The following is a 24,736-nucleotide window of genomic DNA, read 5'->3' on the forward strand; positions in this document are numbered from 1 at the left end:
TTAGTTTCTGTTAAACTAAGATCTAACGTTTTGCGGGGGTGAAGATATTGGATAAGATTAGTCTACACGATGCATTAAAACAACGAATATTAATCCTCGACGGTGCAATGGGGACCATGATTCAACAAGTTGATCTGACTGGCGAAGATTTTGGCGGCGAAGATCTGGATGGATGTAATGAAATGTTAGTGCTTACTCGTCCAGAACTGATCCAGCGCATTCATGAAGAATATCTGGAGGCTGGCGCGGATTTAATTGAAACCAATACATTTGGTGCCACATCCGTTGTGCTTGCTGAATACGATATTCAGGATCGGGCACGTGAGATCAACCTGGAAGCAGCCAGAATTGCGAAAGCTGCGGTTGATCGTTTCTCTACACCTGAATCTCCACGTTATGTGGTAGGTGCGATGGGACCAACAACCAAAACACTGTCTGTAACTGGGGGAGTAACGTTCCAGGAACTTATCGACAGTTATTTGGAGCAAGCGCTTGCTTTAATAGAGGGAGGCGTTGATGCGCTACTACTCGAAACCTCACAGGATACCCTCAATGTAAAAGCAGGCAGCATTGGAATTCAGCAGGCCTTCGAACAGAGTGGTGTTACACTGCCCCTGATGATATCAGGAACGATTGAACCGATGGGAACGACCCTTGCAGGTCAGAACATCGAATCCTTTTATATATCCTTAGAACACCTTAACCCAATTTCGGTAGGACTAAACTGTGCTACGGGTCCGGAGTTCATGCGTGATCACATTCGCTCACTTTCCGCGATGGCATCGGTTGCCGTTAGTTGTTACCCGAACGCGGGTCTTCCGGATGAGAATGGTAATTACCATGAGTCACCAGACTCGCTTGCTCAGAAGATTGGTGCTTTTGCCGAACAGGGCTGGTTAAATATCGCTGGTGGATGTTGCGGGACAACCCCTGCACATATTCGGGCGATGCGCGACACACTTGCCCAGTACCCCCCAAGAGAAATGAACGGAACACATCCACCGGCATTGTCTGGTATAGAACCAATTTATATTGAACAGGACAATCGTCCATACATGGTTGGTGAGCGTACGAATGTGCTGGGATCACGGAAATTCAAACGCCTCATTGTAGAAGGCAAATATGAAGAAGCCTCGGAAATTGCCCGTGCTCAAGTGAAAAATGGAGCGCACATTGTCGATGTGTGTGTACAAGACCCAGACCGCGAAGAGTCTGAAGATATGGTGAAGTTCCTTGAATTGGTTGTGAAAAAAGTTAAGGTTCCTCTCATGATCGATACGACAGATGCTTCAGTAATTGATCTGGCCCTCCAGTACTCGCAAGGTAAAGCGATAATTAACTCCATTAACCTTGAGGATGGCGAAGAGAAATTTGAGCTGATCACACCGTTGCTTCATAAATATGGTGGTGCGGTTGTTGTCGGAACGATTGACGAACGGGGTCAGGCGATTAGTCGGGAAGACAAGCTTGACGTAGCCAAGCGCTCTTACGATTTGCTGGTGAACAAATATGGACTCAAACCGGAAGATCTGATTTTTGATACGTTGGTGTTCCCAGTTGGTACCGGAGATGAACAGTACATCGGTTCAGCCAAAGAAACCATTGAAGGTATAAGAGTGATTAAGGAAGCGATGCCAGAATGTCATACGATCCTCGGGATCAGTAACATTTCATTTGGACTGCCTGAAGCGGGCCGTGAGGTGCTGAACTCAGTATTCTTATATGAATGTACCAAAGCAGGTCTTGACTATGCGATCGTGAACACAGAGAAACTGGAGCGTTATGCCTCCATTCCTGAAGAAGAACGCAGACTCTCCGAAGAGCTTTTATATAACACGAATGATGACACTCTGGCGGCGTTTGTAGCGGCGTTCCGTAACAAGAAGGTTGAGAAGAAGGAAAAAATCTCGAACCTTTCATTAGAAGAGCGTCTCGCTTCATATGTAGTCGAAGGAAGTAAAGAAGGATTGCTACCAGATCTCGAACTGGCACTTGCCAAATATACAGCACTTCAAGTGATTAACGGTCCACTGATGCGGGGGATGGAGGAAGTAGGTCGTCTCTTTAACAACAATGAGTTGATTGTAGCTGAGGTGTTGCAGAGTGCAGAGGTTATGAAGGCTTCTGTAGCATATTTGGAGCAATTCATGGAGAAGAACGAAACTTCGGTTAAAGGCAAGATCATTCTGGCCACGGTCAAGGGCGATGTGCATGACATCGGTAAGAACCTGGTTGAGATCATCCTTTCCAATAACGGTTACCGGATCATTAATTTGGGTATAAAAGTACCACCAGAACGTATCATTGAGGCATACCGAGAAGAAAAAGTCGATGCGATCGGCCTCTCGGGTCTACTGGTAAAATCAGCGCAACAGATGATTCTTACCGCTCAGGATTTGCGAACAGCAGGTATTGATGTACCTATTATGGTTGGCGGAGCGGCGCTAACACGTAAATTCACCAAAAATCGTATCCGTCCTGAATATAACGGAATGGTTGTATATGCCAAAGATGCGATGGATGGTCTGGATCTGGCGAACAAATTGATGAATCCCGTTTCACGTGAAGTGATGCAACTGGAGATGGAAGCAGAAAAAGAAGCTGATGCTTCAGGTGCTGTAGCTGTTCAGACTCTTCCAGAGCTTACGCGAGTGGAGCGTTCGGATATTGCTGTAGATCATCCGGTTCTTGTCCCGCCTGATCTGGAGCGGCATACGATGCGTAACTATCCTTTATCACATATCCTGCCATATGTGAACATGCAGATGTTGCTTGGACATCATCTGGGGTTGCGCGGTTCAGTAGAACAACTGCTTGCTTCAGGTAATAAGAAGGCTACCGACCTGAAAGCAGTCGTGGATGATATCATGCAAGAGGCTGTTCGTGACGGGATTATTCAGGCACATGCCATGTATCGTTTCTTCCCGGCTCAGTCCAGTGGTAACAGCGTCATTATCTATGATCCAAAAGACACCAGTAATATTTTGCATACATTTACGTTCCCACGTCAAAAAGTCGAGCCGTTCCTATGCCTGTCCGACTTCCTGAAACCTGTTGAATCCGGTCAGATGGATTACGTTGGTTTCATGGTTGTTACGGCCGGACACGGTGTGCGTGAACTATCCACGGCATGGAAAGATCAAGGAGATTACCTTCGCTCGCATGCTCTACAATCCGTAGCGCTTGAAGTAGCAGAGGGATTAGCTGAGCGTGTGCATCATATGATGAGAGATATCTGGGGGTTCCCGGATTCTGCCCAGATGACCATGAAGCAACGTCATGGTGCACGCTATCAAGGCATCAGGGTATCTTTTGGATATCCGGCTTGTCCGGATCTGGAAGACCAAGGACCGCTATTCAAGTTGCTGCAGCCTGAGGATATCGGTGTGGAATTGACGGAAGGTTTCATGATGGAACCTGAAGCTTCCGTATCAGCGATGGTATTCAGCCACCCGCAAGCTAAGTATTTTAATGTAGAGAAGGCATAAATTCAGTAGAGTGTCAGGCAAAGCCCTCCGCATTGTCGGAGGTTTTTTGCTGGCAACAGAAAGAGGTGCGATCCAGAATGGAACTATATTTCCTGGGAACTAATGCTGGTGTACCTACGCTTCAACGGAATGTAACTTCCATTGGGCTACGCATGTTGGATGAGCGCAGAGCTTTGTGGTTGTTTGACTGCGGGGAAGGGACGCAGCACCAGATTTTAAGTTCTCCGCTTAAACTGAGCAAATTGGAGAAAATATTCATTACACATCTGCATGGTGATCATGTATTTGGACTTCCGGGACTGCTTTCGAGCAGAGCCTATCAAGGTGGCACCACACCATTAACCGTATATGGTCCGCCAGGTACGGAACGAATGATCAGTACAACAATGGAGCTGAGCCAATCTCGGGTTAACTATGATTTGAATATCGTGGAACATACGGGCGGCGTCCTGTTCGAGGATGACAGTTTTATCGTGGAAGCTGCATTGCTTGAGCATCGGATTGACAGTTATGGATACCGGATTACCGAAAAAGATCGTCCAGGAAGCCTGGATCCAGCCAAACTGGCGGAATATGGTCTGAAACCAGGCCCATTGTTCGGCCGACTGAAACGTGGAGAAACCATTACGTTGGATAACGGTGATTCGCTTCGTCCAGAAGATGTATTGGGAGCGCCAAAACGTGGTATGGTGATCACCATATTGGGTGATACACGTCCATGTGACAACGTACAGCCACTTTCCATCAATGCAGATGTACTTGTACATGAAGCTACATTCATGCATGATCTGGCCGATACAGCGCATGAGTACTATCATAGTACTTCTAAACAAGCGGCAGAAGCGGCTAGAGCAGCCAATGTAGGGCAACTAATCATGACTCACTTCAGTTCACGCTATAAGGATGAGGATCAACTTCAGCCACTTTTGGAAGAGGCGCAGTCCGTATTCCCGAATACCAGACTTGCAAACGAACACCAGCTTATTCCTGTCGTGCATCGCAAGCAAGAATCTTAACCCTGATTCCGAACCAGCGCACGGCCAAACACGTCATATAAAAATCCGGGTAATTGCACGGGACTGAGGGAGAGTAACTCCCGCGGTCCCTTTTGCAATCTGGTCAGAAAGCGTGTAGGATGGGCAATATGAAGAGGGAAATGATTCAAATTATTTTCCGGGAAAGCGCAGGAAATGACAAGCTTGTACAGAAGACGCGCGAGTTAAACCGTCGGTGTTCGATCCGGTTCGACTTGTTGCGTGCATATGCCAGCAAGCCATTATTTTTTGCCTGAATACATAGGTTCGCGGTCAAGTTCGAGGTAAATGATTAAGGACATGAAACGTTAATGGAATGAAGAAAGGAAGTGCTGTGTGTGATTAAGGCCTATCTGATTGACTTGGATGGTACGCTCTATCATGGCAGACATCGTATCGAAGGAGCCGATCAGCTTATTCGAACACTGCAAGAGCTAGGAAAGCCGTATTTATTCGTAACAAATAATTCTTCCCGTACACCACAAGGTGTGGCAGATCATCTGAACGGGATGGGCATACCTGCCGACGCGTCTCAAGTATGTACTTCTGCTGTGGCAGCTGCTGAATATGTTGCTGAAGAGTCCCCGGGTGCAAAAGTGGCATGTATTGGAGAAGCGGGACTGCTGGAAGCCATAGAAAAAGCAGGACTACAGCTGACGGAAGATGCACCAGATTACGTGATACAGGGGATTGATCGTGAATTTTCCTATCATAAACTGACCAAGGCGCTAAGGTGGATTAATGCGGGATCAAAATTCATCATGACCAACCCGGATCTGCAGCTTCCTTCCGATGATGGACTGACACCTGGGGCGGGGACTATTGGAGCAGCAATTGAAGCAGCAACCGGAGTTCATCCTACAGTCATAGGCAAGCCATCGAGTGTTATAATGAAGTCGGCCATTAGCCGGCTAAACCTGGCGTCTCATGAAGTGGCAGTGATCGGAGATAATATGCGAACCGATATTGCAGCTGGAGTGGCAGCAGGGTGTGAGACGCTGTTGGTACTTACCGGTGTGACAACACGGGATAATATGGATGGACACATTCAAGCAGCGAAGGCTCGACCTGATCATGTGTTTGAAGATTTGCATAAATTGATGGAGTGGCTGTCGCAAGAGGCAGACCAAGCTTCCAAAAAGGGGTAATGTACGATGCCGGAACTGCCGGAAATGGAAAATTACCGGACCTTGCTGTCCGAGGAAATACTTGATCTACTGATTACAGGTGTTGTAATTAACCGCGATAAAACGATAAATACGGAGCCTGATCTGTTCATTAATGAACTTACAGGTAATCGCATCATATTTGTTGAGCGCCGAGCGAAGCATCTGATTTTCCACTTGGCTAATGGCAAACGCCTGGTGCTGCACCTCATGTTGGGCGGTATGATTTTCTGGGGCACGGAAGAAGAACGTCCTGATCGTTCCACACAAGTGGAAATTCAGTTTGGCGATCACATTTTATTCTTTATCGGACTGCGCTTGGGTTATTTACATCTGCTTACTTCGAAAGAAACCGAAGAGGCGATGTCTGATCTTGGACCTGAACCTTTGGATCGACGGATGAATGTGGAACGTTTTGCTTCTCTGTTGAAAGGTCGCCGGGGTACGCTCAAGACAACGTTGGTAAACCAACATATTATTGCGGGGATTGGCAATTGTTATTCGGATGAGATTGCTTTTGCTGCCGGTCTGAGACCAAGCTCCAAAACGCAGAACATCGCGGCTTCACCTGAGCTGACGGAGCGTTTGTTCCATTCGATGCAGTCCGTGTTGCGTGAAGCAGCTTCTGAGGGCGGTTATATGGAAATGCCGCTGATGCAAGGGGATACGAAGACAGGAAGTTTTGACGAGCAATGTCGCGTGTACGATCGGGAAGGCGAGACTTGTCCGCGCTGCGGGGGAACGATTGAACGAGTGGAAATTACGGGCAAGAAGGCGTTCTTCTGTCCGAAATGCCAGCATGAGGCCTAAAACCGGTATCGGGGCACATGTCAGCACCAGAGGCGGATTTCTTCAGGCAGCCAAGAGAGCGTATGAGATGGGGGCAACGGCGTTTCAGTATTTTCCGAAGAACCCGCGTAGTCTCAGCCTGAAAAGTCTGGACCTCAAGGATGCTGAGCAGTGCAGGGATTGGTGTGAACAGCAGGGACTTGCTTCGATTGCACATTCACCCTATCCCACGAATCCGGCGTTGGGCATGACCCGTGGAGAGGCGGGCTTTCATGCTACAATAGCTTCTATTCGCAATGATCTTGAAATTTCGAATGCTTGCGGTTCTGTTGGGACGGTGGTCCATTTTGGACATATCAAAACAAACGATCCGCTGGAGGGTTATCAGAACCTCATTCATTGTCTGGATACCGCCTTGGAGAATTGGAATGGACACTCAAAGGTGCTGATTGAAAATCAGGCAGGTGATCATGGCCCGATGGGCACGACAATGGAAGAAATGATACAGATTCGCAAATTAAGCCGTTATCCGGAGCATATTGCTTTTTGTTTTGACACATGCCATGCTTTTGCTTCAGGTTTGTGGTCGTCAGGCAACGAAGCGGCGATGCTCGATAAGGGCAGGATGCTCGGATATTGGGATAATGTTGCTGCTGTCCATTTTAATGATTCCAAATATGCGTCTGGTTTGTGTAAGGATAGACATGCGAGGATCGGACAGGGATATATCGGCAATGAATCAATGAAAGCATTGTTAAAGGCGCCTGAGTTCCAAAATGCGGTTGTTGTGCTCGAGACAGAAACGGGCGAAGATGGAACGCACCGTGATGATATAGCGCTCATGCGTTCCTGGTTATAATGGGGAGAGGAGCGATTGTATGCATGTTTTTTTGGATGACTATCGGGCATGTCCGAAAGGATTTGTTCTGGCAACGAATGCAGAAGAGTGCCTGATGCTGCTAAGAGAAGGTGACGTGGACATTTTGTCTCTGGATTATGAGCTTGGTCCAGATTCGCCCAATGGCGGTGAGGTCGCGGCATCTATTGTACGAGAAGGTTTATTTCCGCGCGAGATCTATTTGCATACGTCCAGTATGTTTGGGAAACGCCAGATGTACGAGATGTTATATAGCAATAAACCGGATTCGGTAACCATTCATAATGGACCAATGACGGGTGAGGTCATGCTGCGTGTTGCCGCGGGAGAAGAAAGTTAATGAAGCCAATTACATCCAAAATGTTAATGCGCAGTGTATGGGAAGGCATGCCACAGGCTGTATTTATATATACCCCTTTATGTGGGACATGTGCGGCAGCCCGCCGTATGTTGGAGGTAGTAGAGCACATGCTGCCAGAAGGTATTTTATTGGAAATGAACATTCATGACATTCCTGAACTTGTACAACAATTTAAAATTTCAAGCGTTCCAGCAGTGATGCTATTTGACGGCCAGCAAGATGTTCCAAAAATGGTTTATCGGATGAGCTCTGTGGAGCATCTGCTCTCGGAGATCCGGAAGGCGGTGCTGAAATGAGTATAATCTCGATGGAACATGTCTCACTTAGACGAGAAGAGAATCAAATCTTGGATGACGTACATTTGCGCATTGAACAAGGCGAACATTGGGTTATTTTGGGTCGGAATGGTTCTGGCAAAACAACGTTGTTGGAAATGATGAACGGATATATGTTTCCAAGCCAGGGACGTATTGAAGTACTCGGTAATTTGTATGGACAATGTGACGTCAGGGAAGTACGTAAGGAAATCGGTTATATCAGCCAAACGTTGATTGAGAAACTCACGCCAAGAGATCCGGTATGGGAGGTCGTCGCTACAGGAGCTTATGCTTTTTTGCGTTTTTATCAGACAATTCCGGATGAAGTAAAAGCAAAGGCAATGAGTTTGCTGGATGACATGGGTTTTGCCAACCTGGCTAACAACCCGCTTGGAACATTATCCCAAGGGGAGCGCAAAAAAGTCATGCTTGCTCGTTCATTAATGGCCGAGCCAAAATTGCTGATTATGGACGAGCCTTGTGCCGGCCTAGATTTATATGAACGTGAGAAAATGCTGGCTGAAATTGATCGTCTGCGCCAGCGTAACATTTCAGTTGTGTATGTAACACATCATGTTGAAGAGATCGTCCCTTTATTTACACATGTGGCCTTGATCCGCGATGGACGTATTGCGGCAGCTGGCCCCAAACATGAAGTTTTGACACAAGATACAATTAAGCATACGTACGATATTCCGGTCGATATCCAGTGGGATAATGGTCGTCCGTGGATACGCGTACGTTCTGGAGGGTAACACAATTTGAGTACACAATCGTCTTGGGAAGAAGGCAACTTCTCCCGTTTTATCTGCACAGCCAATCATGGCTTTGCCCCTTATGCTCAGGAAGAGTTGCGCCGTACGTTTGGTGCGGTGAAGAGCACGGTACTCGTACCAGGAGAAATATTGCTTGCGGGTCTGCCTGTAGCCGAGGAAAAAGTTGCAGATAAGCTGTGGGCAGAGTATCCAACGTTTTTACGTCATATTCAACCTGTTCAGTTTCAGGAGAATACTGAAGATTCGGAGCAGTCTATTGAGAAATTGATTGCATTTGTGTTGAATCATAAGGAATTGAACGGTGCCTCTGTCGTGCTACAGGTACGGAAGACAGAAGGGGCCTTTTGGCAAGAAAATGCAGCCTCATTGAAGCAACTGCTAACTGAAAAGCTGGATGAGCTAGGCTGTGAATGGGTTGTACGTGATGCTGAATATGTCATTTCTGTATTTGCAACGAATGATATGCTGTATGCTGGCATATCCAGACCTGAACAGAACTTGTCAGACTGGAGCGGGGGAGCCGTACGTTTTCAAAAAGAAGATGGGCAGATCTCGCGGGCCAAATTCAAATTGCTTGAAGCCGAGCAAACGTTTGGCATTGACTTTACTTCATTTCATAAAGCACTTGATATCGGCGCTGCACCAGGTGGATGGACTTCGTTCCTGCTTGAACGTGGGCTTGAAGTAACGGCGGTAGATCCGGCGAAGATGGATGCAACGCTGCTGGCATCACCAAAACTGACTTTCTTGAAAAAGAATGCAGGGGATGTGCGCTTCCGCGAAGGAGAATTCGACCTGCTCGTATGTGATATGAGTTGGAGTCCGAAGCTGATGAGCCGACTTGTATCGGATCTTCTATATAGCCTGCAACCCGGAGGAACAGCGATTGTTACCGTGAAGTTATTGCATAAAAAACCGCTAGCGCTCATTAAAGATGTTATTGATACGTTTGAGCGTTCGCGGATGCAGATTCAACGTTCCAAGCAGTTGTTCCATAACCGAGAAGAAATTACACTTTATATGGTCAAATATTAAGAGATCTAGCTTTGATTAAAGTAGCTAAAGGCATTATGAAATTGATTCGATTAAGCTCATTAAATTTTGTGCTTTACAATCTATTCCTGCCTGTACTATAATGATACCAATATTAACCATAACAAACCTGAGGGAAAGCATCCCGAAGTGAACGAAACCGGATATCCGGTCTGTTCTTCTTCGGTGAAGCTTTCCCTTTTTTGTTGTGTATTGAAGGAGGAATTGGTATGAGACATCCGGCCAGGCTGGAACGCGGAAGCCTGCTGGGAGGTAGATATCGTATCGTATCCATTCTGGGAACAGGCGGAATGAGCCATGTATACGAGGCGGAGGATCTGAAGTTGCCGGGCAAGATATGGGCAATTAAAGAAAGTGTAACGATTATGCCATATGAAGGCAGTATGGAGACGGAAGCCGCTCTTCTGACATCACTTCGCCATCCAAGATTGCCGCAAATTGTTGATTTTTTTGTCCCGGATGAAGATGGGTACACGTACTTGGTGATGGAATACATCGACGGGTTAACGCTCAGTGAGTATTTCAAGCAGTGTCGTGGGAAGATCCCGATGGAGCAGTTGACGGAGCTTGTACTTCAATTGCTCGATGTGTTGAGTTATTTGCATAATCTGAATCCACCTGTGATCTATAGGGATCTGAAACCATCAAACATCATGATCACGCCGGAACATGAAGTAAGATTAATTGATTTTGGCATCGCCAGAAGTTACAAACCGCAAAGTGCTGAAGATACCGTTAAGTTGGGAACCGCTGGTTTTGCCGCTCCAGAACAGTATGGCGCGGGTCAGACCGATGCGCGTTCAGATCTTTATGGACTCGGAGCATTGCTCCTGTATCTTATGACAAGTGGTGCGTATACGGAATGGATTCAGGGTGTGGAAAGCTCTATCCGGAGTGATGTTCCGCGGACATACATCCCTGTGGCGAGAAGACTGTTAAGGTATAATGCCGAAGAGCGATTCCAATCTGCCGATGAGGTGCGGAAGGAACTGCTCCGAATACCCGGTGGAATAACGCCTGGTGGAGATGCAACCATGACCTTGAATGGGGGAACAAGAGTTATTGCCCTGACTGGTGCTTCATCTGGTGTAGGGGTTACCCACACGGCTATAGCTATCAGTCATTATCTCGAAAGGCAAAACTTCAAAGTGGCTGTGATTGAAATGTCACCTCGCTCTCAATCCTTTGCAAGGATTCAACAAATTGCTCAAGCGGGTAAACCGGTACCAGCAGGCAGACAGTTTGCAGTTGATGGTGTGCATTATTGGAAACAATCCGGGCGAGCGGATATTTTGTCTTTGCTTGGGGGGAGTTATCAGTTCATCGTGATGGATCTCGGTAGTGGTCAGGACCAGAACCGGCTGGAAGAATTCCTTCGTGCAGATCTGCCGATTGTTATAGGCTCAGGTGCCGAATGGAGACAGGCGGAGATTGGTGCTTTTGTTCGATCACATCATCGGTATCCACGAGAGAAATGGATATATTGTCTGCCCCTGGCAGCAAGTGAAGCAGTTCAGCGCATTCGTAAAGCTCTGGATACATCGAGTGTGTATGGGCTGCCATTACATATTGACCCTTTTGACAAGGACGCACAGATGGATAAAGTGTTTTCACATATTTTAATGCATATGATGGTACGACAACCCAAGAAACGTTCGTTCTTTTCACGAAGGAAAGTACATGATTAGAAGAGATTACGAAAGGAGAGCCTCTTTTGTCTAAATTAAGAAAACAAAGCCGTCAACTGATCTATGCCGGACTTATCGGAGCAGGAGCTGTAGGGTTGGTGTTCGGAGGATATGTTATTTACAATGTCAAAACGATGGGGGATGTCAGGTCAGCTGTAGAAGCCCGTTATTTATCGGCATATGAGGAAAAGGAAGCTGAATTAAAGCAACAATGGGATTCGGGAGCACAAGGATGGGTTACGATTCGGGATATTGAAGCAGGTGAACCGATATTACCGGAGGATCTGAAGCTCATTGCTGTTCCGGATGCACAAGCACCGCGAAACCTCTGGTCCAGTACCAAGCAGATGGAAGGCCAAGTGGCCAAAATAGAGTTGAAAAAAGGAACAGCCATTACCACCGAGATGGTGTATGAGGATGTACCGGCTCCGCCTGATTTAAGAAATCGAGAGCTGCAAGTTGTATTACTGCCGTCCTCACTTGTTAAGGGAGATATTATTGATGTTCGTATCCAATTCCCTACCGGACAAGACTATGTTCTCTTATCGAAGAAAAAAGTGGAACGACTCAATGCAGCTACCTTATGGATTACGATGACGGAGGAAGAGATTCTGTCACTCTCAAGTGCAATTGTAGATGCCTATTTACATAAAGCTTCAATCTATGCCTTAACCTATGTAGAACCACAGTTTCAGACACCTGCAATCGCGACGTATCCTGCCAATTCAGAAGTGTTAAAACTGCTGGAGAGTGATCCGAATATTGTTCGACGAGCTGAACAGGAATTATCCAGACAGGTGCGAAGTATGCTTGAAAGTTCACTGGCCGCCTCCATGACAGCACCGTCAAAAGGGGTTGAACAGGATGTGGCACAATCCTCAGTTACATATAACAGTCGTCCATCAGCCAATAATCCGGCAACGTCGGATGGAGTGATGTGGAATGATGGTTCAGGAAACGGAGCAGGAGCTAATTCTGGAAGCGTAAATGATCCTGCTGATGCTTCACAAACAGAACAACAGAGCTTGCTAACGGGTGGAGAATAGAGCGAAATCCGAGGTTTAATTTAGAATAATTCAGATAACAGGGAGTTTAAGAAAAAGAAAGGAGTTGTAACATCTATGCATACATGGATCTTTGCGGGTTTATGTGAGAAGAATGATCTGATGTTATATCTTTGCAAGATACTGGCTTCGACAGGCAACAAGGTTTTGCTCGTAGATGGAACCTTACAGCAGAAGTATGGGTACGGTGTAGGTGACAGTCAGCAGTCTTTGCGAATTACGGAATTTGAAGGATTTGATATCGCTTGTCATTTTGTTACTTCAGCAGCAGTAGAGAATCATCTTGAAGTAAATGGCGAGCGATTGGATAGTTATGACTATGTGTTATATGACATGGAGACCTCACATTTTGCTTCACGTAATCTCTGGCTAACCGCTGATGTAAGAGTCTGGGTGAGTGATTATGAGCGTTACAATCTGGAACGTGGCAAGGGCTGGTTGAAGCGGTTGCTTGAAGAACAGTCATTACCTGGTGAGCTGTCATTTCAGCGGCTCTTAATTAACGGGGTTGACTGCAAGCTTGAAGCTCGTTATCTATGGGCGTATCTGGAAGGCAGTCCATTTGTGTGGACAGGAGAATCCTTAGTGCTTCCGTGGGATGAGTTAACAGCTGCGGTTAAGCTTGAGAATGAGCATCATCGCCGAGTTCATCTTGGACCTCTGTCACGAAATTACAAAAAATCGTTGTGTCGCGTGGTCGAGCAGTTAACAGGTTGGGAAAGTGTTCGTAGTCGCCGTGCGATGAAAGAAGCAGAGAGGATGAGAGCATGAGCACCATTACCTTTTGGAGCCCTTTTGCAGGAACAGGTTGCACTTCAAGCACATTAATTAGTGCTTATGCGATGGCACTTCACTACAGGACAAGAGTGTTACTTGTTAATGCAGGCCTTGCAGGAACTGGCACAGAAGCTGCTCTACCATCCAAAGATACGGATTCAGCAGATTTTATGTTCTCCTTTGAAGAGGGCGGCTGGGATGCGATTGAACGGCTGCATTCGAGTGGCAGTCTGAATAAGCATAATCTCAGGGATTATACCAAGCCACTTCTGAAGGAAAGACTTGATTTCCTAACCGGAAGAATTGATGAGATGGAACGTTCCCCGAAGGAACATGGTGAGACAGTGAAAAAGCTGCTAAATGTAGCTAACGAGTATTATGATCTGGTTCTTCTGGATGCGGATCATGCTGGTGTTGATTCACAGCTCAAGCTGCAACAGGCGGACTATGTTGTAATTAATCTCGATCAAAATATGCGAAATCTGGAGTTGTTCTTTGAAGAGATCCTGCCAGAACGAATGAACAATAAGAATATACATGTTGTCATTAACAAATACGATTTGCATTCCCGTGCAACGCTTTCCAATATTCGGCGCCAGTTCAGATACAAAGGCACGATATCTGCCATACCGTACACAACCGGATACCTGGATGCAATGAATCGGCGAGATGTCGCTAGATACTTGCAGTTGGAAAGTTTGACTGAGGATAAGGATATTCGTAAAGGGAGTTTTGCTGCAAGCATGAGCGAACTCGCTCGCCTGATTATGGACGGTGCAGGTATGCGCACAGTTCTGAAGAGGCTGGAAAGGGGAGCCTGAACCTCCGATGCTCTGGAATACCATATGGATAAGTTTGATTTTGATTCTGTGCCTGACTTATATCTGGTTCAAGTATAGAACGTTTCTTCGTGAAAAGAATGCTCGTGTTCCTGAACAGGAATCATTCACGATTGACATGTTGATTGAGAAGGTGAAGAACTCACTTCATGAGCTTAGTCATAGTCAGCTCGCGGATGCGGGTCTGCATGAAGAAGAATATCGTCGAAGAATTAATCAGCGTGCCGAAATGAGAAAAGCACTGAAGGGCTGTGTCTCAGGCAGTATCAGCGACAAAACGTATGTCAAAAATCTGATAGGGGATCTCCTGACCCGAAGCATAGGGCTGAACAAATCAAATGTAGATGAAGTTATTTTGTTTGCAGAACCAGATTTGTTGACGATCCAGGACCGATTCGAGATTGTGTTTTATCTCTACCGACAGCAATTCGGTGTGGATGCACTCTCCCGAATGATTGATACCTACGATCTTGGCAGACTGAGAATGGAGGAAGGTACAGACGATGGAGGAAGTTATTATATCTCTGAGGAGGATATTCAGTATGTGTTCGAGTGCGAATATCGAGAGCTTGGATTCAGAGAAAAGACGGATATTATCGTGCAACGTATCTACCAGCATTATAAAGGATTCTCGGTTGTTGATGAGATAAGGGACCAACGTATTGACGGCGTTAGTGGTGGCGTTAGCGGTATGCTTGATGCTGTTCATAATATGGGACTTCGAAAACCGGCATCATGGAATGATTTGCTGGATCAGGGACTGGAGGATGATGCACATGAAGAACCGCTTAGCGGCATGGAAAGTGTCTGGATTTTCTATAAAGGTAAGTCCATTCATCTATCCTTTCTGTCATTCGGAAGCATCCGTGAACTGAAAAGGGTATGCCAGAATATATACAAATACAATTATCCCGGACAGTTGTCGGAAGCAAGTGGCTACAAGGTGAACGAGATGAAAGACGGCTCCCGTGTCGTTGTTGTTAGACCTCCTTTTGCAGAATCGTGGGCGTTCTTCGTCCGGAAGTTCGATATTCCGAATGCTTCACTTGAACAGTTAATTACGGGTAACAACGCAGATCTGCCAATTACATTGCTTCAATACCTGATGAAAGGAAGCCGGATCACAGCTGTAACCGGGGCCCAAGGTTCTGGTAAAACAACGTTGCTTATGGCTATGGTCAAACACATCTATGCATCGTACACCCTTCGGGTGCAGGAGATGGCGTTTGAACTTCAATTAAGACGGATCTATAGCCGACGTAATATTTTGAGTTTCCGAGAAACCGAACACATTTCAGGTCAACAAGGACTTGATTTGCAGAAAAAAACGGATGGTACCGTCAATATTCTCGGTGAGGTGGCGAGTGATGAGGTGGCCGCATGGATGATTCAAATGTCTCAGGTTGCCAGTCTGTTCACCCTGTTTACCCACCATGCCAAAACGTTTCGTGATCTGGTCTTCTCCCTCCGTAATTCCTTGCTCAAGACAGGTATGTTCCAGCATGAGCATATTGCTGAGGAGCAGGTTGTGAGTGTCATCAATTTCGATGTTCATATGAAGAAAGATGCTGAGGGACGAAGATATATCGAACGAATTACGGAATGTCTTCCTCGTGCGAATCAAGGTGATAGCGTGGAAGAGAGGGCAGGTTTTACATTTCATAATGTTGTGGAGTACAGAGATGGAGCGTATGTTGCAACAGCTCCAATCTCCTCTGGATGCATGGTGGATATGCGAGAACAAATGACATTACAGGATGCCGAGAAATTTGAACTGTTTATGAAGCAACACTGGGGTGATCAGCATGACAATTAAATGGATTCTGCTCCTCGTATTAAGTATTTGTGCAGGGGGTTTGCTGATTACACTTCTGGTTTTAAGTATGTTACGTCACAGAGGAGGTGGTTCAACAAGTCAATCCGGCGTGATTTTTACTCCTGGCGGGAAGGGATTCAAAGGATTGGGATCAATCTTGTTGCAGTCCTACCGTCTTGGAATGAAAGTGCCATTGCTATCAGCTTATATTCTACAGGTGCAGAAACGTATTTCATTCCGCCATGTTGGGGATGAGCCCTCACTTCGCAGGCTGACGATGACAATGGTTCTAATTATTCTTGGAGGTTATGGAGGCATAAGTGTCATTCTGTTTCTTCTGCAGCCGGGTATCGCTTTTGTAATACTGTCCGTGCTCTGTGCTGTGGTGCTAAATAGCTTGGTATTGGATATGTGCCTCAGTCGTATGGAAAAAAGGTTGCTGGTGCAGATGTTAGATCTCTTTGCAGATGTAAGGCATCGTTATCATCAGCATGGCATGGTTGAGGAAGCGCTCTATGAAGCCGCTGAAGCAGGTACAGGAGAAGCAGCAGAACAGGTAAGACTGATCTACGAAGCTCTAACTTCTCCAGATCCGAATGAAGCACTTGAGCGTTATTATGAAGTGGCTCCTAACCGTTTTCTCAAAGGATTTGCCGGCGTTTCCTATATGGTTATGGAGTTTGGGGATAAGGACAGAGCACAAGGCTCCATCTATCTCAAGGGACTTGGTAACCTGACTCAGGAGATTCATCTGGAGATTTTGCGGCGTGATAAATTGGATTACCTGCTCAAAGGACTTAATATCATCGCGCTCGTTCCGGTATTGTTCACCGCTCCGATCGAACGTTGGGCTAGAGTCAGTTTCCCAACGATGGATGAATTTTATCGCAGCAAAATCGGTTTTGTTACCAAAATATCGATCTATGTGATCATCATCCTTGCTTATTTGCTTCTGCAAAGACTCCAGCAATACGATGAGACCCGTTATCGGTCAGGGCATAAGCATTCATGGTTGGATCAGTTTCTGTACAAGCAAATCTTCATACGGAAATTGGCGATGTTGTTTGCGGCGAAACCTGGCAGTACACAGTACAGTCAAACGATACGGCTCATGAGGGAGAGCAGTTCAGAGTTGAAATACGAATGGCTTGCCATTCGACGAGTGTTGTTATTCGCAGGTTGTTTGGTCCTTACAATGGGTTGCATCTTGCTGTTGCACCAGGTTGAACGTAACCACATCTTGTATGATCCAATCCGCGATGATCGAATGTTTGGTGCAATGGCTGAAACGGATCTCAGGAAAGCTGAGGAAAAAACAGCGTTGGATCAATCCGTGCTGGAAAGTGTAGAAATGAACCGAGGAGCTACATACGAAGAAGTCTCCAAAGCGTTACAGCAGTTATCTCCAGTTCAGTTAGACCATGATACCCAGAATGAGACCATCACGCGCATTATGCAGAAACTTGAGGTGTATAACAAGCAATATGTACGCTGGTGGGAAATGATTATAGCCATTCTCATGGGTGCAGCGGGGTACTACATGCCCGTATGGCTCATGTTATTTCAGCGGAAAATGCGAAGGTTGGATATGCGACATGAAATCTATCAATTCCAGACAGTGATTTCCATTTTGCGTGAGATGGACCGTATGTCAGTTGAAGAGATATTGGAATGGCTTAATCGATTTGCCGTCATTTTCAAGCGCCCGCTGCAAAAATGTTTGTTGCATTTTGAACATGGACCAGAGCTTGCACTTGAACAATTAAAGGAAGAGGCGGGCTTGCCCGAGTTCCAGCGACTGGTTGATAAATTGCAGCTTGCCCTTGGAAAAATCTCAATACGTGAAGCCTTCGATGATCTTGAGAGCATGATGGCATTCTATTTTGAACAACGCAAGCAGGAATACAGCAAAATGATAGATGTCAAAGCATCATGGGGCAGAACCATCGGATTTACACCTATGTACGCCCTTATCTTTTTGTATCTGGTTATTCCATTGGTCGGTATGAGTTTCTTACAGATGAGTATTTATTATGAGCAAATTCAGAAACTGTAGCATAATTCATCTGTGTGACAGTCTGAAATAGTCTAATAACTTATAACTTGGGAGGATTTATCATGAACAATGCATCAAGCGCTTTAAAGGTGGCAGCAGGGATATTCTTAACAATCGCTTTGATCACAATTGTAGTTCTGTTGTTTATTTCGGCTCAGGAGGCAACCAAGACGGCCCAGAACAATTTTGCTGATATCCAAACCGAGTTGTCTCAGGCCGCATTTACGGTGTATGACGGAACAACCATCAGTGGATCTCAGGTAACCAACGCACTACGTAAATATGCGGACAAGGAACAGTTTGGTATTAAAGTGATTACGGGTAAAAATGTAGCTGGTCAATGGTACGGTAATCAGTTGAATATTTCTCAGGATCTCAATAATGCGGATTATGGCTCTGTTATTGGACCTGAAGATAAGGTGGGTATTATTAACCAAACCATGAGTGAAAAAGACAATCAGTATGTCAATCCAAGTGGTAAATTCAAAGCGATTATCGTGAAAGACCGATCGAACGTGGTAAGAGGGCTGATCTTCCAGCAATCCTGACAGGAGTTGGTTTAACATGTCCCGGAATACACAGCATCTCATGTTGTTTTGTACGGCGGTTGTCCTGTTTGTGACAGCCTGCCTGTACGGGCAACAGAATGTTAAGATTTTATCAACTTCATTGAATAACAGAGTACAGACAACAGCAGGTATGGAAGGTCGGCTGACAACAACATTGCATACCACCAAACCGGATCAGTATAAGGGCGCAGAAGTATTGCATACCGTGAGACAGATGACAGGCACAGGCATTCCTGTGGAGGTAGACGGAACTTCGTATGTGATTGATCCACTTGTCAGCAAAACAGCGACGATTCCTGTCCAGCTCGATGCCACCTACAGACCAGAGTTTATACGAAATGAAACTGGAGAACTGCTCAAGATTGTTTTTTGGAAGGAGGCGAGTGTGAATTGATTAATGCCGCATCCAAGCTGCTTGCCGTATTGCTCGCAGTCCTTTTGCTCTATGTGTACCCAGCTGCTGAAACAGCCGATCGGCAGGATGATATAGCACGTATGACGGCTGTTCAGAATGTAACACGTTTTGTTGATGCTGTCCGAACAAAAGGGTATATTTCACCTCGAATGTTGGCTGAGTTTGAGGAGAAACTGGCCCAGACGGGCAATGTGTATGAGGTGTCGATGGAACATTTACATAAGAAATATGTACCTCACTATATAGACCCGATGGACAATAACAGTTTTAACGGGACCTATGAGGTTGTGCAGGATGGATATTATTCGGCTCAGATTCGAGAAAGACTATTCCCATCCTCAGGTGTGATACCGGTTGATGATCCTGGCCGAAGATATACGTTGACGACAGGGGATTTTTTCACCGTGACACTCCAAAATACAAATCGTACACCTTCCATGCTCATTCGTGAATGGTTGAGTGGTACGGCTCAGGCTTCAGCAGTATTTGTAACATACGGAGGTATGGTCCTCAATGAAGATTACTGAGCTATCCATTGTATTTGTGCTGATCTTTTTCCCGCTCTTCTGGATCATCTCACTCCATACCCAAGATGCCGAGGAGGCTCAATATCTTGGCCAACGATACAGATCTGTACTTCAAACTGCAGTCATGGATGCAGGTGCAGTGATGCATCAGAATGAGAAACAAAATGATGAAGCAGGTTATGATTCAACCAAGTTTGTTAAAGCGGACAAAGAGCTTGCCTTGTTAACATTTACGCAGACGATGGCTTTGAATATGGGGATTCAGGATGATCCCGCAGCTATTCGAAACATGTTTAATTACATTCCTGCCTTAGTTATTCTGGATTATGACGGCTATTATATGTTGTCCACAGAAACAGAGTTGACAGGTAACCGTGAAGATTCTTTAAGGCAAGTGTGGAGCCCCAAGAAACCTTATACATATTCAGATTCAAATGGTAGCAGTATTAACTTTACACTGGACGACTACGTATATGCCTATGACGCAAGTGCAGGGAAATGGATTGAGGGATTTCAAAAAGAACTGGCTTCAACCACACAGATTCCTTTACTTCAGAATACCAGCGTATTTGAACAAGTTAGACAAAGCCGGATTGTGACTACTGTGCAGGATGATCTGGCTGATGTGATTAACCGCCATAATGAGTTTGCCAGAAAGAACGGTATTTCCTATACGTTTACGATGCCCCTGATTGCGCAGGAAGATTGGTACAACTCCATTAACGATACAGGGATTATGGCCTTTATCCAAGGTATAGGTGTGGGTGACCAGAAGATCAACAACTACGCAATCGGTGGAGGCAGACTCGTGAAGAAAACGGCCATCGTAGGTGGGGTAGATCCTTTAACGGGTATCAAGTACTATTATCCCTCCACTTGTGGTAATGGTTACCGTGCTGAAGAGGTGTTTACAGACGCAAGACAAGCAGCTGCACAAGGCTATTTCGAATATAAATGCTCTAATCGTTAGGGTAGCCTGTATGACAAAATTATGTAAGAGGTTCCTGAACTGTTTACATTACTTTCAGAAAAGACGGGACCTGTGCTAGAATAGGGTTTCGGAACAATAATAAAAGTAATGTCTAATAGATAGGAGCAACCTCATCTTATGAGTTTATTGTCAGTAGAGAACGTAAGTCACAATTTTGGAGATCGCACGTTATTTAAAAATGTATCGTTTCGTTTACTTGCCGGAGAGCGTGTAGGACTTGTTGGTGCCAATGGTGTGGGTAAATCCACATTAATGAACATCCTTACCGGTAAATTGCTTAAAGATAGTGGAAAAGTGGAATGGACACCTAAGGTCCGTTATGGATATCTGGATCAGCACACGAAGCTTACCCCAGGCAAAACCATTCGTGACGTTCTTAAAGATGCATTCCTTCCGTTGCTTGAATTAGAAAAAGAAATGATGAATATAACGGACCAGATGGCAGATGCAGATCCAGATAAGCTGGAGCAGTTGCTGGAAGAGATGGGCGATATTCAGGAACAACTGGAACAGGGCGATTTTTATCTGATTGACGTAAAAGTGGAAGAGATGGCCAATGGTCTTGGTTTGTCCGCAATTGGTCTTGATCGGGATGTCGCAGCTCTAAGTGGTGGGCAACGTACCAAGGTGCTTCTTGCCAAGCTTCTGCTTGAGAAACCTACAGCCCTTTTGCTGGATGAGCCGACCAACTATCTGGATGTAGAGCACATTGAATGGTTGTCACGTTACCTGAAGGACTACCCTCATGCGTTCCTCTTAATCTCCCATGACACGGAATTCATGAATGAAGTAGTAAATGTCATTTATCATTTGGAATTTGCCAAATTAACGAGATATGCAGCGAACTATAACAAGTTCCTTGAGATGGCTGATATGAATAAAGCCCAGCATATTGATGCGTACGAGAAGCAGCAAGAGTACATCAAGAAGCAGGAAGATTTCATTCAGCGTAACAAGGCACGTGCTTCAACTTCAGGTCGAGCGAAGAGCCGGGAGAAACAGCTGGACAGAATTGAACGTATTGATCGTCCAGATGAAGCGGCCAAACCAACGTTCAAATTCAAGGATGCCCGTGCGAGTAGCAAAACGGTCTTTGAGGGCATTGATTTTGAAATTGGATATACGTATCCTTTGCTGCCTAAGATGACAATGACAATTGAACGTGGTGAGAAAATTGCCATCGTAGGTTGTAATGGTGTGGGTAAATCGACGCTGCTGAAAACCATCTTGGGCAAAATATCTCCACTCAGTGGAAAAACCTTTTTGGGAGATTATCTCGAAACGGCATATTTTGAGCAGGAAGTTCGTGCTGGGAATATCACGCCGATTGAGGATGTCTGGAATGAGTTTTCACATTTGACCCAGAATGAAGTCCGGGGTCATCTCGCTCGTTGCGGGTTGAAAAATGAGCACATTACCCGTCCGCTTAACATGCTGAGTGGTGGAGAACAAGCGAAGGTTCGTTTATGCAAACTCTTGATGCGTGAAAGCAACTGGATTCTATTCGATGAGCCGACGAACCATCTGGATGTAACAGCCAAAGCGGAGTTGCAACGTGCCTTGCAAGAATTTAAGGGAACGGTGTTGCTGGTATCTCATGAACCTGATTTTTACGAGGGTTGGGTCACCAAAACATGGAATGTCGAAGAATGGTCTGAGAAAAACTAGACAATTCAAGCAACGTTTAACAGAAATGAACAGTGACAAAAAAATCCTTCTATGGTAACATAGGCTACAACTTCATATGAACACTAGGGGGGCCGCACGATGTGGCTGAGATGGAAGAATGCGATTCCGGACCCTTTGCACCTGATCTGGATCATACCAGCGTAGGGAAGTGGCGAGCGCGTTTCAGTGAATGACGTGAGCAAACGGCAATTCGAAAGAATTCAACCGTCTTGCTTAGTAAATTGAAACATGCAGTTGCGTGTATAACGTTATGGCTATAAGGTCTATAGCTTTATTGCACGAAATGAACTGTATGTATCAGTCAGTCATCTGGTCCTATAATTAATACGCAGCCACTCCCCTACGGGAGTGGCTTTTTTGTGTTTTCATAGCATTCACGCATGGAAGGAGATGAAAAGTACGGTAATTTATCATGAACGTGTACACGGATCATTTGAACTGCATGTTGTATCTACGGGTGCAGGGGATCAAGCATCTTTTGTAAAAGCTGCAAAGGACGTTTGGCCATGGGTGGACTACATCCATATACGAGAGAAACAACTCTCGTGGCAACAAAAGATCGGTTGGGCTGAAAGTCTGCGTGGTGTTGGCGTTCCGTCTTGTCGCATCGTTATCAATGGTTCAGAACTGCCACCACAGAATGACATCTATGGCGGTGTGCATTGGGGGCAAGAGGCTATACGTAACTACAACCCTGCTGTTATAAGCAATGTCCAGCGAATTCGTCTGGGTGTATCTGTTCATTCAATCGATGAGGCAAAAATCGCTGAAGAACGGGGAGCCGATTACCTTTTCTTCGGGCATGTCTACTCAACCAACAGTAAGCCTGATCTTGAACCAAGAGGATTATATGCTCTGGCTGAAGTGTGCTCTGGTGTTTCCATTCCTGTCATGGCGATTGGGGGCATCGAACCGGGAAACATTCACGCTATTCGCTCTGCAGGCTCACAGGGAGTCGCTGTGATTTCAAATGTATGGGCGAGCGATTCCCCGGATCGGGCCGCTGAATCATTAAGGCAGGCTATCGTTGCTACAGAAAGTTTGAGCCGCTGAATCAAGGAGATGAGAGGATGAAAAAGATCATTACTGATAGACCGGATAAGATTTATGCAGAAACGATTATTGTAGGCGGAGGCGTTGTTGGATGTGCCATTGCGTATGAGCTTGCTTCCCATGGACAGGATGTGCTGTTACTGGAGCGTTCGACGATTGCAGGAGGCACTTCTTGCGCAGCGGCTGGGATGCTGGCAGCAGACAGTGAGGATTTTGCTCATCCTTTGATGGCTAAGCTCGCCAGGCAGAGTAGACAGTTACTTATCGAGCAACAGGTGCTAATGGCTACACTCAGTGAGGTAGAGACTGGTCTGCAACGCCAGGGATTCCTAACTCCTTTTCGTTCATACAGTGAATTAAGTAGTTATAAGGACAATCGGAAGTTTGCGTTGTCTGCTTCTGTTGATGAGGTGTGGTGGGACCGTTCCGTTGTGCAACAGGAGGCATCATGGCTTAACAGAGATACGTATGGAGCCTACTACAGACCTTACGAGAGTGAGATTCTTCCTGTCCATCTAACGAAGGCATATGCAGAATCCGCTCAAGCATTGGGAGCACGGGTTATGGAGGACATACAGGATATACGTGTGCAAGCAAACGAACACGGTGTGCAGGGGATCACCACATCGATCGGTGAGATGAAATGCAAACATGTCATTATAGCGGCTGGATTACAGAGTGAAGAGTTGATGAGACATGTGAATCTGAGCTTGCCTGTGTGGTCGGTAAAAGGTGAAATAGCCGCCGTTCAGTTCTCAGATGAACATGCAGGGTACAGACCTGATAGAACGGTGTATGCAGAGGATATCTATATTGTTCCCAAAGCCAATGGAGAGGTTTGGCTTGGGGCAACCAGTCTGCCAGGCAGAACGGATTTGAACGTTTCTGTACAGGGTGTTCAGCAACTGCTAACAGCGGCTACCCACTGGGTGCCTGGGACGAAGGAAGCACAATTTATACGAGCGTGGGCAGGCGTAAGACCGGCAACTCCCGATGGACTGCCTTATATAGGTGCTTGCAAGAGTATACCCGGGTTGTTCGCCGCCTTTGGACATTACCGCAACGGTATCTTGCTTAGTGCGATAACAGGCAGGCTTATCGCTGAGTTGCTCGCTGGCAAAAGCTCAGAAGAACTCGGAATTGAGGCGCTGAGCCCTGAGCGATTGAACAGAAAGGGAGTGGTGCAGTGAATATCATCGTTAATGGTCAACGGATGGAGATTGAAGACAGATTGAATCGTGTGGATAAATTACTCCAATCTTTTGATTTGCAAGTCAAGACTGTAGTTGTAGAGCTGAACAAGCATATTTTAACCCGTGAGTATCATGAAACGACGGCATTAAGAGAAGGCGATCGAATTGAGATTGTACATTTTGTAGGAGGCGGTTGAT

At 45.9% G+C, this 24,736-nt stretch carries 23 protein-coding genes and 1 riboswitch; all 23 genes read left to right on the forward strand.

Annotated features, from left to right (window positions below):
* Positions 1 to 47: 47 nt before the first annotated feature.
* The 23 genes from metH (at position 48) to thiS (ending at position 24,735) form a co-directional block, all read left to right on the forward strand.
* Positions 48 to 3,488, forward strand: coding sequence for a methionine synthase (gene metH / locus C170_RS20270; RefSeq protein WP_036613602.1), 3,441 nt, complete (start codon positions 48 to 50; stop codon positions 3,486 to 3,488).
* A gap of 77 nt (positions 3,489 to 3,565) precedes the next feature.
* Entirely contained in the window at positions 3,566 to 4,504 is a 939-nt protein-coding gene (gene rnz, locus C170_RS20275; protein ID WP_017688042.1) for a ribonuclease Z, read from the forward strand.
* A gap of 356 nt (positions 4,505 to 4,860) precedes the next feature.
* Positions 4,861 to 5,670: a TIGR01457 family HAD-type hydrolase gene (locus C170_RS20280; RefSeq protein ID WP_047843396.1), complete on the forward strand. Its 810-nt coding sequence runs from the start codon at positions 4,861 to 4,863 to the stop codon at positions 5,668 to 5,670.
* 6 nt (positions 5,671 to 5,676) lie between these two features.
* Entirely contained in the window at positions 5,677 to 6,498 is an 822-nt protein-coding gene (locus tag C170_RS20285; protein ID WP_036613605.1) for an Fpg/Nei family DNA glycosylase, read from the forward strand.
* Positions 6,488 to 7,336 (forward strand): deoxyribonuclease IV, encoded by an 849-nt coding sequence (locus C170_RS20290; RefSeq protein WP_036613608.1) that lies wholly within the window; start codon positions 6,488 to 6,490, stop codon positions 7,334 to 7,336. The genes C170_RS20285 and C170_RS20290 overlap by 11 nt, the downstream gene beginning before the upstream one ends.
* A 19-nt stretch (positions 7,337 to 7,355) precedes the next feature.
* Positions 7,356 to 7,694, forward strand: a complete 339-nt coding sequence (locus C170_RS20295; protein WP_017688046.1) for a cyclic-phosphate processing receiver domain-containing protein — start codon at positions 7,356 to 7,358, stop codon at positions 7,692 to 7,694.
* Positions 7,694 to 8,011, forward strand: coding sequence for a thioredoxin family protein (locus C170_RS20300; RefSeq protein ID WP_036613610.1), 318 nt, complete (start codon positions 7,694 to 7,696; stop codon positions 8,009 to 8,011). The genes C170_RS20295 and C170_RS20300 overlap by 1 nt, the downstream gene beginning before the upstream one ends.
* 2 nt (positions 8,012 to 8,013) lie before the next feature.
* Positions 8,014 to 8,787: an ABC transporter ATP-binding protein gene (locus C170_RS20305; RefSeq protein WP_036613960.1), complete on the forward strand. Its 774-nt coding sequence runs from the start codon at positions 8,014 to 8,016 to the stop codon at positions 8,785 to 8,787.
* A 6-nt stretch (positions 8,788 to 8,793) separates the two neighbouring features.
* Entirely contained in the window at positions 8,794 to 9,843 is a 1,050-nt protein-coding gene (locus C170_RS20310; protein ID WP_036613614.1) for an SAM-dependent methyltransferase, read from the forward strand.
* A gap of 227 nt (positions 9,844 to 10,070) precedes the next feature.
* Positions 10,071 to 11,549, forward strand: a complete 1,479-nt coding sequence (locus tag C170_RS20315) for a serine/threonine protein kinase (RefSeq protein WP_036613616.1) — start codon at positions 10,071 to 10,073, stop codon at positions 11,547 to 11,549.
* A 26-nt stretch (positions 11,550 to 11,575) separates the two neighbouring features.
* Positions 11,576 to 12,595, forward strand: coding sequence for an SAF domain-containing protein (locus C170_RS20320; RefSeq protein WP_036613619.1), 1,020 nt, complete (start codon positions 11,576 to 11,578; stop codon positions 12,593 to 12,595).
* 75 nt (positions 12,596 to 12,670) lie between these two features.
* Complete coding sequence (locus tag C170_RS20325) at positions 12,671 to 13,384, forward strand: hypothetical protein (RefSeq protein WP_017688052.1); 714 nt, start codon at positions 12,671 to 12,673, stop codon at positions 13,382 to 13,384.
* Entirely contained in the window at positions 13,381 to 14,211 is an 831-nt protein-coding gene (locus tag C170_RS20330; protein ID WP_036613621.1) for a hypothetical protein, read from the forward strand. Before C170_RS20325 ends, C170_RS20330 begins: the two co-directional genes overlap by 4 nt.
* A gap of 7 nt (positions 14,212 to 14,218) precedes the next feature.
* The gene (locus C170_RS20335) at positions 14,219 to 16,045 is read left to right on the forward strand and encodes an ATPase, T2SS/T4P/T4SS family (protein ID WP_036613624.1); all 1,827 of its coding nucleotides are present in this window, start codon (positions 14,219 to 14,221) and stop codon (positions 16,043 to 16,045) included.
* A complete protein-coding gene (locus C170_RS20340; protein WP_036613626.1) occupies positions 16,035 to 18,101 on the forward strand; it encodes a hypothetical protein in 2,067 nt (688 codons plus the stop codon). The genes C170_RS20335 and C170_RS20340 overlap by 11 nt, the downstream gene beginning before the upstream one ends.
* Positions 18,102 to 18,163: 62 nt before the next feature.
* Positions 18,164 to 18,649: a hypothetical protein gene (locus tag C170_RS20345; protein WP_017688056.1), complete on the forward strand. Its 486-nt coding sequence runs from the start codon at positions 18,164 to 18,166 to the stop codon at positions 18,647 to 18,649.
* A 16-nt stretch (positions 18,650 to 18,665) separates the two neighbouring features.
* On the forward strand, positions 18,666 to 19,064 hold the full coding sequence (locus tag C170_RS20350; protein WP_036613627.1) for a hypothetical protein: 399 nt from the start codon (positions 18,666 to 18,668) through the stop codon (positions 19,062 to 19,064).
* Positions 19,061 to 19,612 (forward strand): hypothetical protein, encoded by a 552-nt coding sequence (locus C170_RS20355; RefSeq protein ID WP_036613628.1) that lies wholly within the window; start codon positions 19,061 to 19,063, stop codon positions 19,610 to 19,612. Before C170_RS20350 ends, C170_RS20355 begins: the two co-directional genes overlap by 4 nt.
* A complete protein-coding gene (locus C170_RS20360) occupies positions 19,599 to 20,582 on the forward strand; it encodes a hypothetical protein (RefSeq protein ID WP_036613630.1) in 984 nt (327 codons plus the stop codon). Before C170_RS20355 ends, C170_RS20360 begins: the two co-directional genes overlap by 14 nt.
* A 138-nt stretch (positions 20,583 to 20,720) precedes the next feature.
* Entirely contained in the window at positions 20,721 to 22,271 is a 1,551-nt protein-coding gene (locus C170_RS20365) for an ABC-F family ATP-binding cassette domain-containing protein (protein ID WP_036613631.1), read from the forward strand.
* Positions 22,272 to 22,346: 75 nt separating this feature from the next.
* A riboswitch (TPP riboswitch) is annotated at positions 22,347 to 22,456 on the forward strand.
* Positions 22,457 to 22,682: 226 nt separating this feature from the next.
* The gene (locus tag C170_RS20370) at positions 22,683 to 23,345 is read left to right on the forward strand and encodes a thiamine phosphate synthase (RefSeq protein WP_155985107.1); all 663 of its coding nucleotides are present in this window, start codon (positions 22,683 to 22,685) and stop codon (positions 23,343 to 23,345) included.
* Positions 23,346 to 23,362: 17 nt separating this feature from the next.
* Entirely contained in the window at positions 23,363 to 24,535 is a 1,173-nt protein-coding gene (gene thiO / locus C170_RS20375; RefSeq protein WP_036613633.1) for a glycine oxidase ThiO, read from the forward strand.
* On the forward strand, positions 24,532 to 24,735 hold the full coding sequence (gene thiS, locus C170_RS20380) for a sulfur carrier protein ThiS (RefSeq protein WP_036613636.1): 204 nt from the start codon (positions 24,532 to 24,534) through the stop codon (positions 24,733 to 24,735). Before thiO ends, thiS begins: the two co-directional genes overlap by 4 nt.
* Position 24,736: the final 1 nt, after the last annotated feature.

The sequence above is a fragment of the Paenibacillus sp. FSL H7-689 genome, assembly GCF_000517905.1.
GTDB lineage: Bacteria > Bacillota > Bacilli > Paenibacillales > Paenibacillaceae > Paenibacillus > Paenibacillus amylolyticus.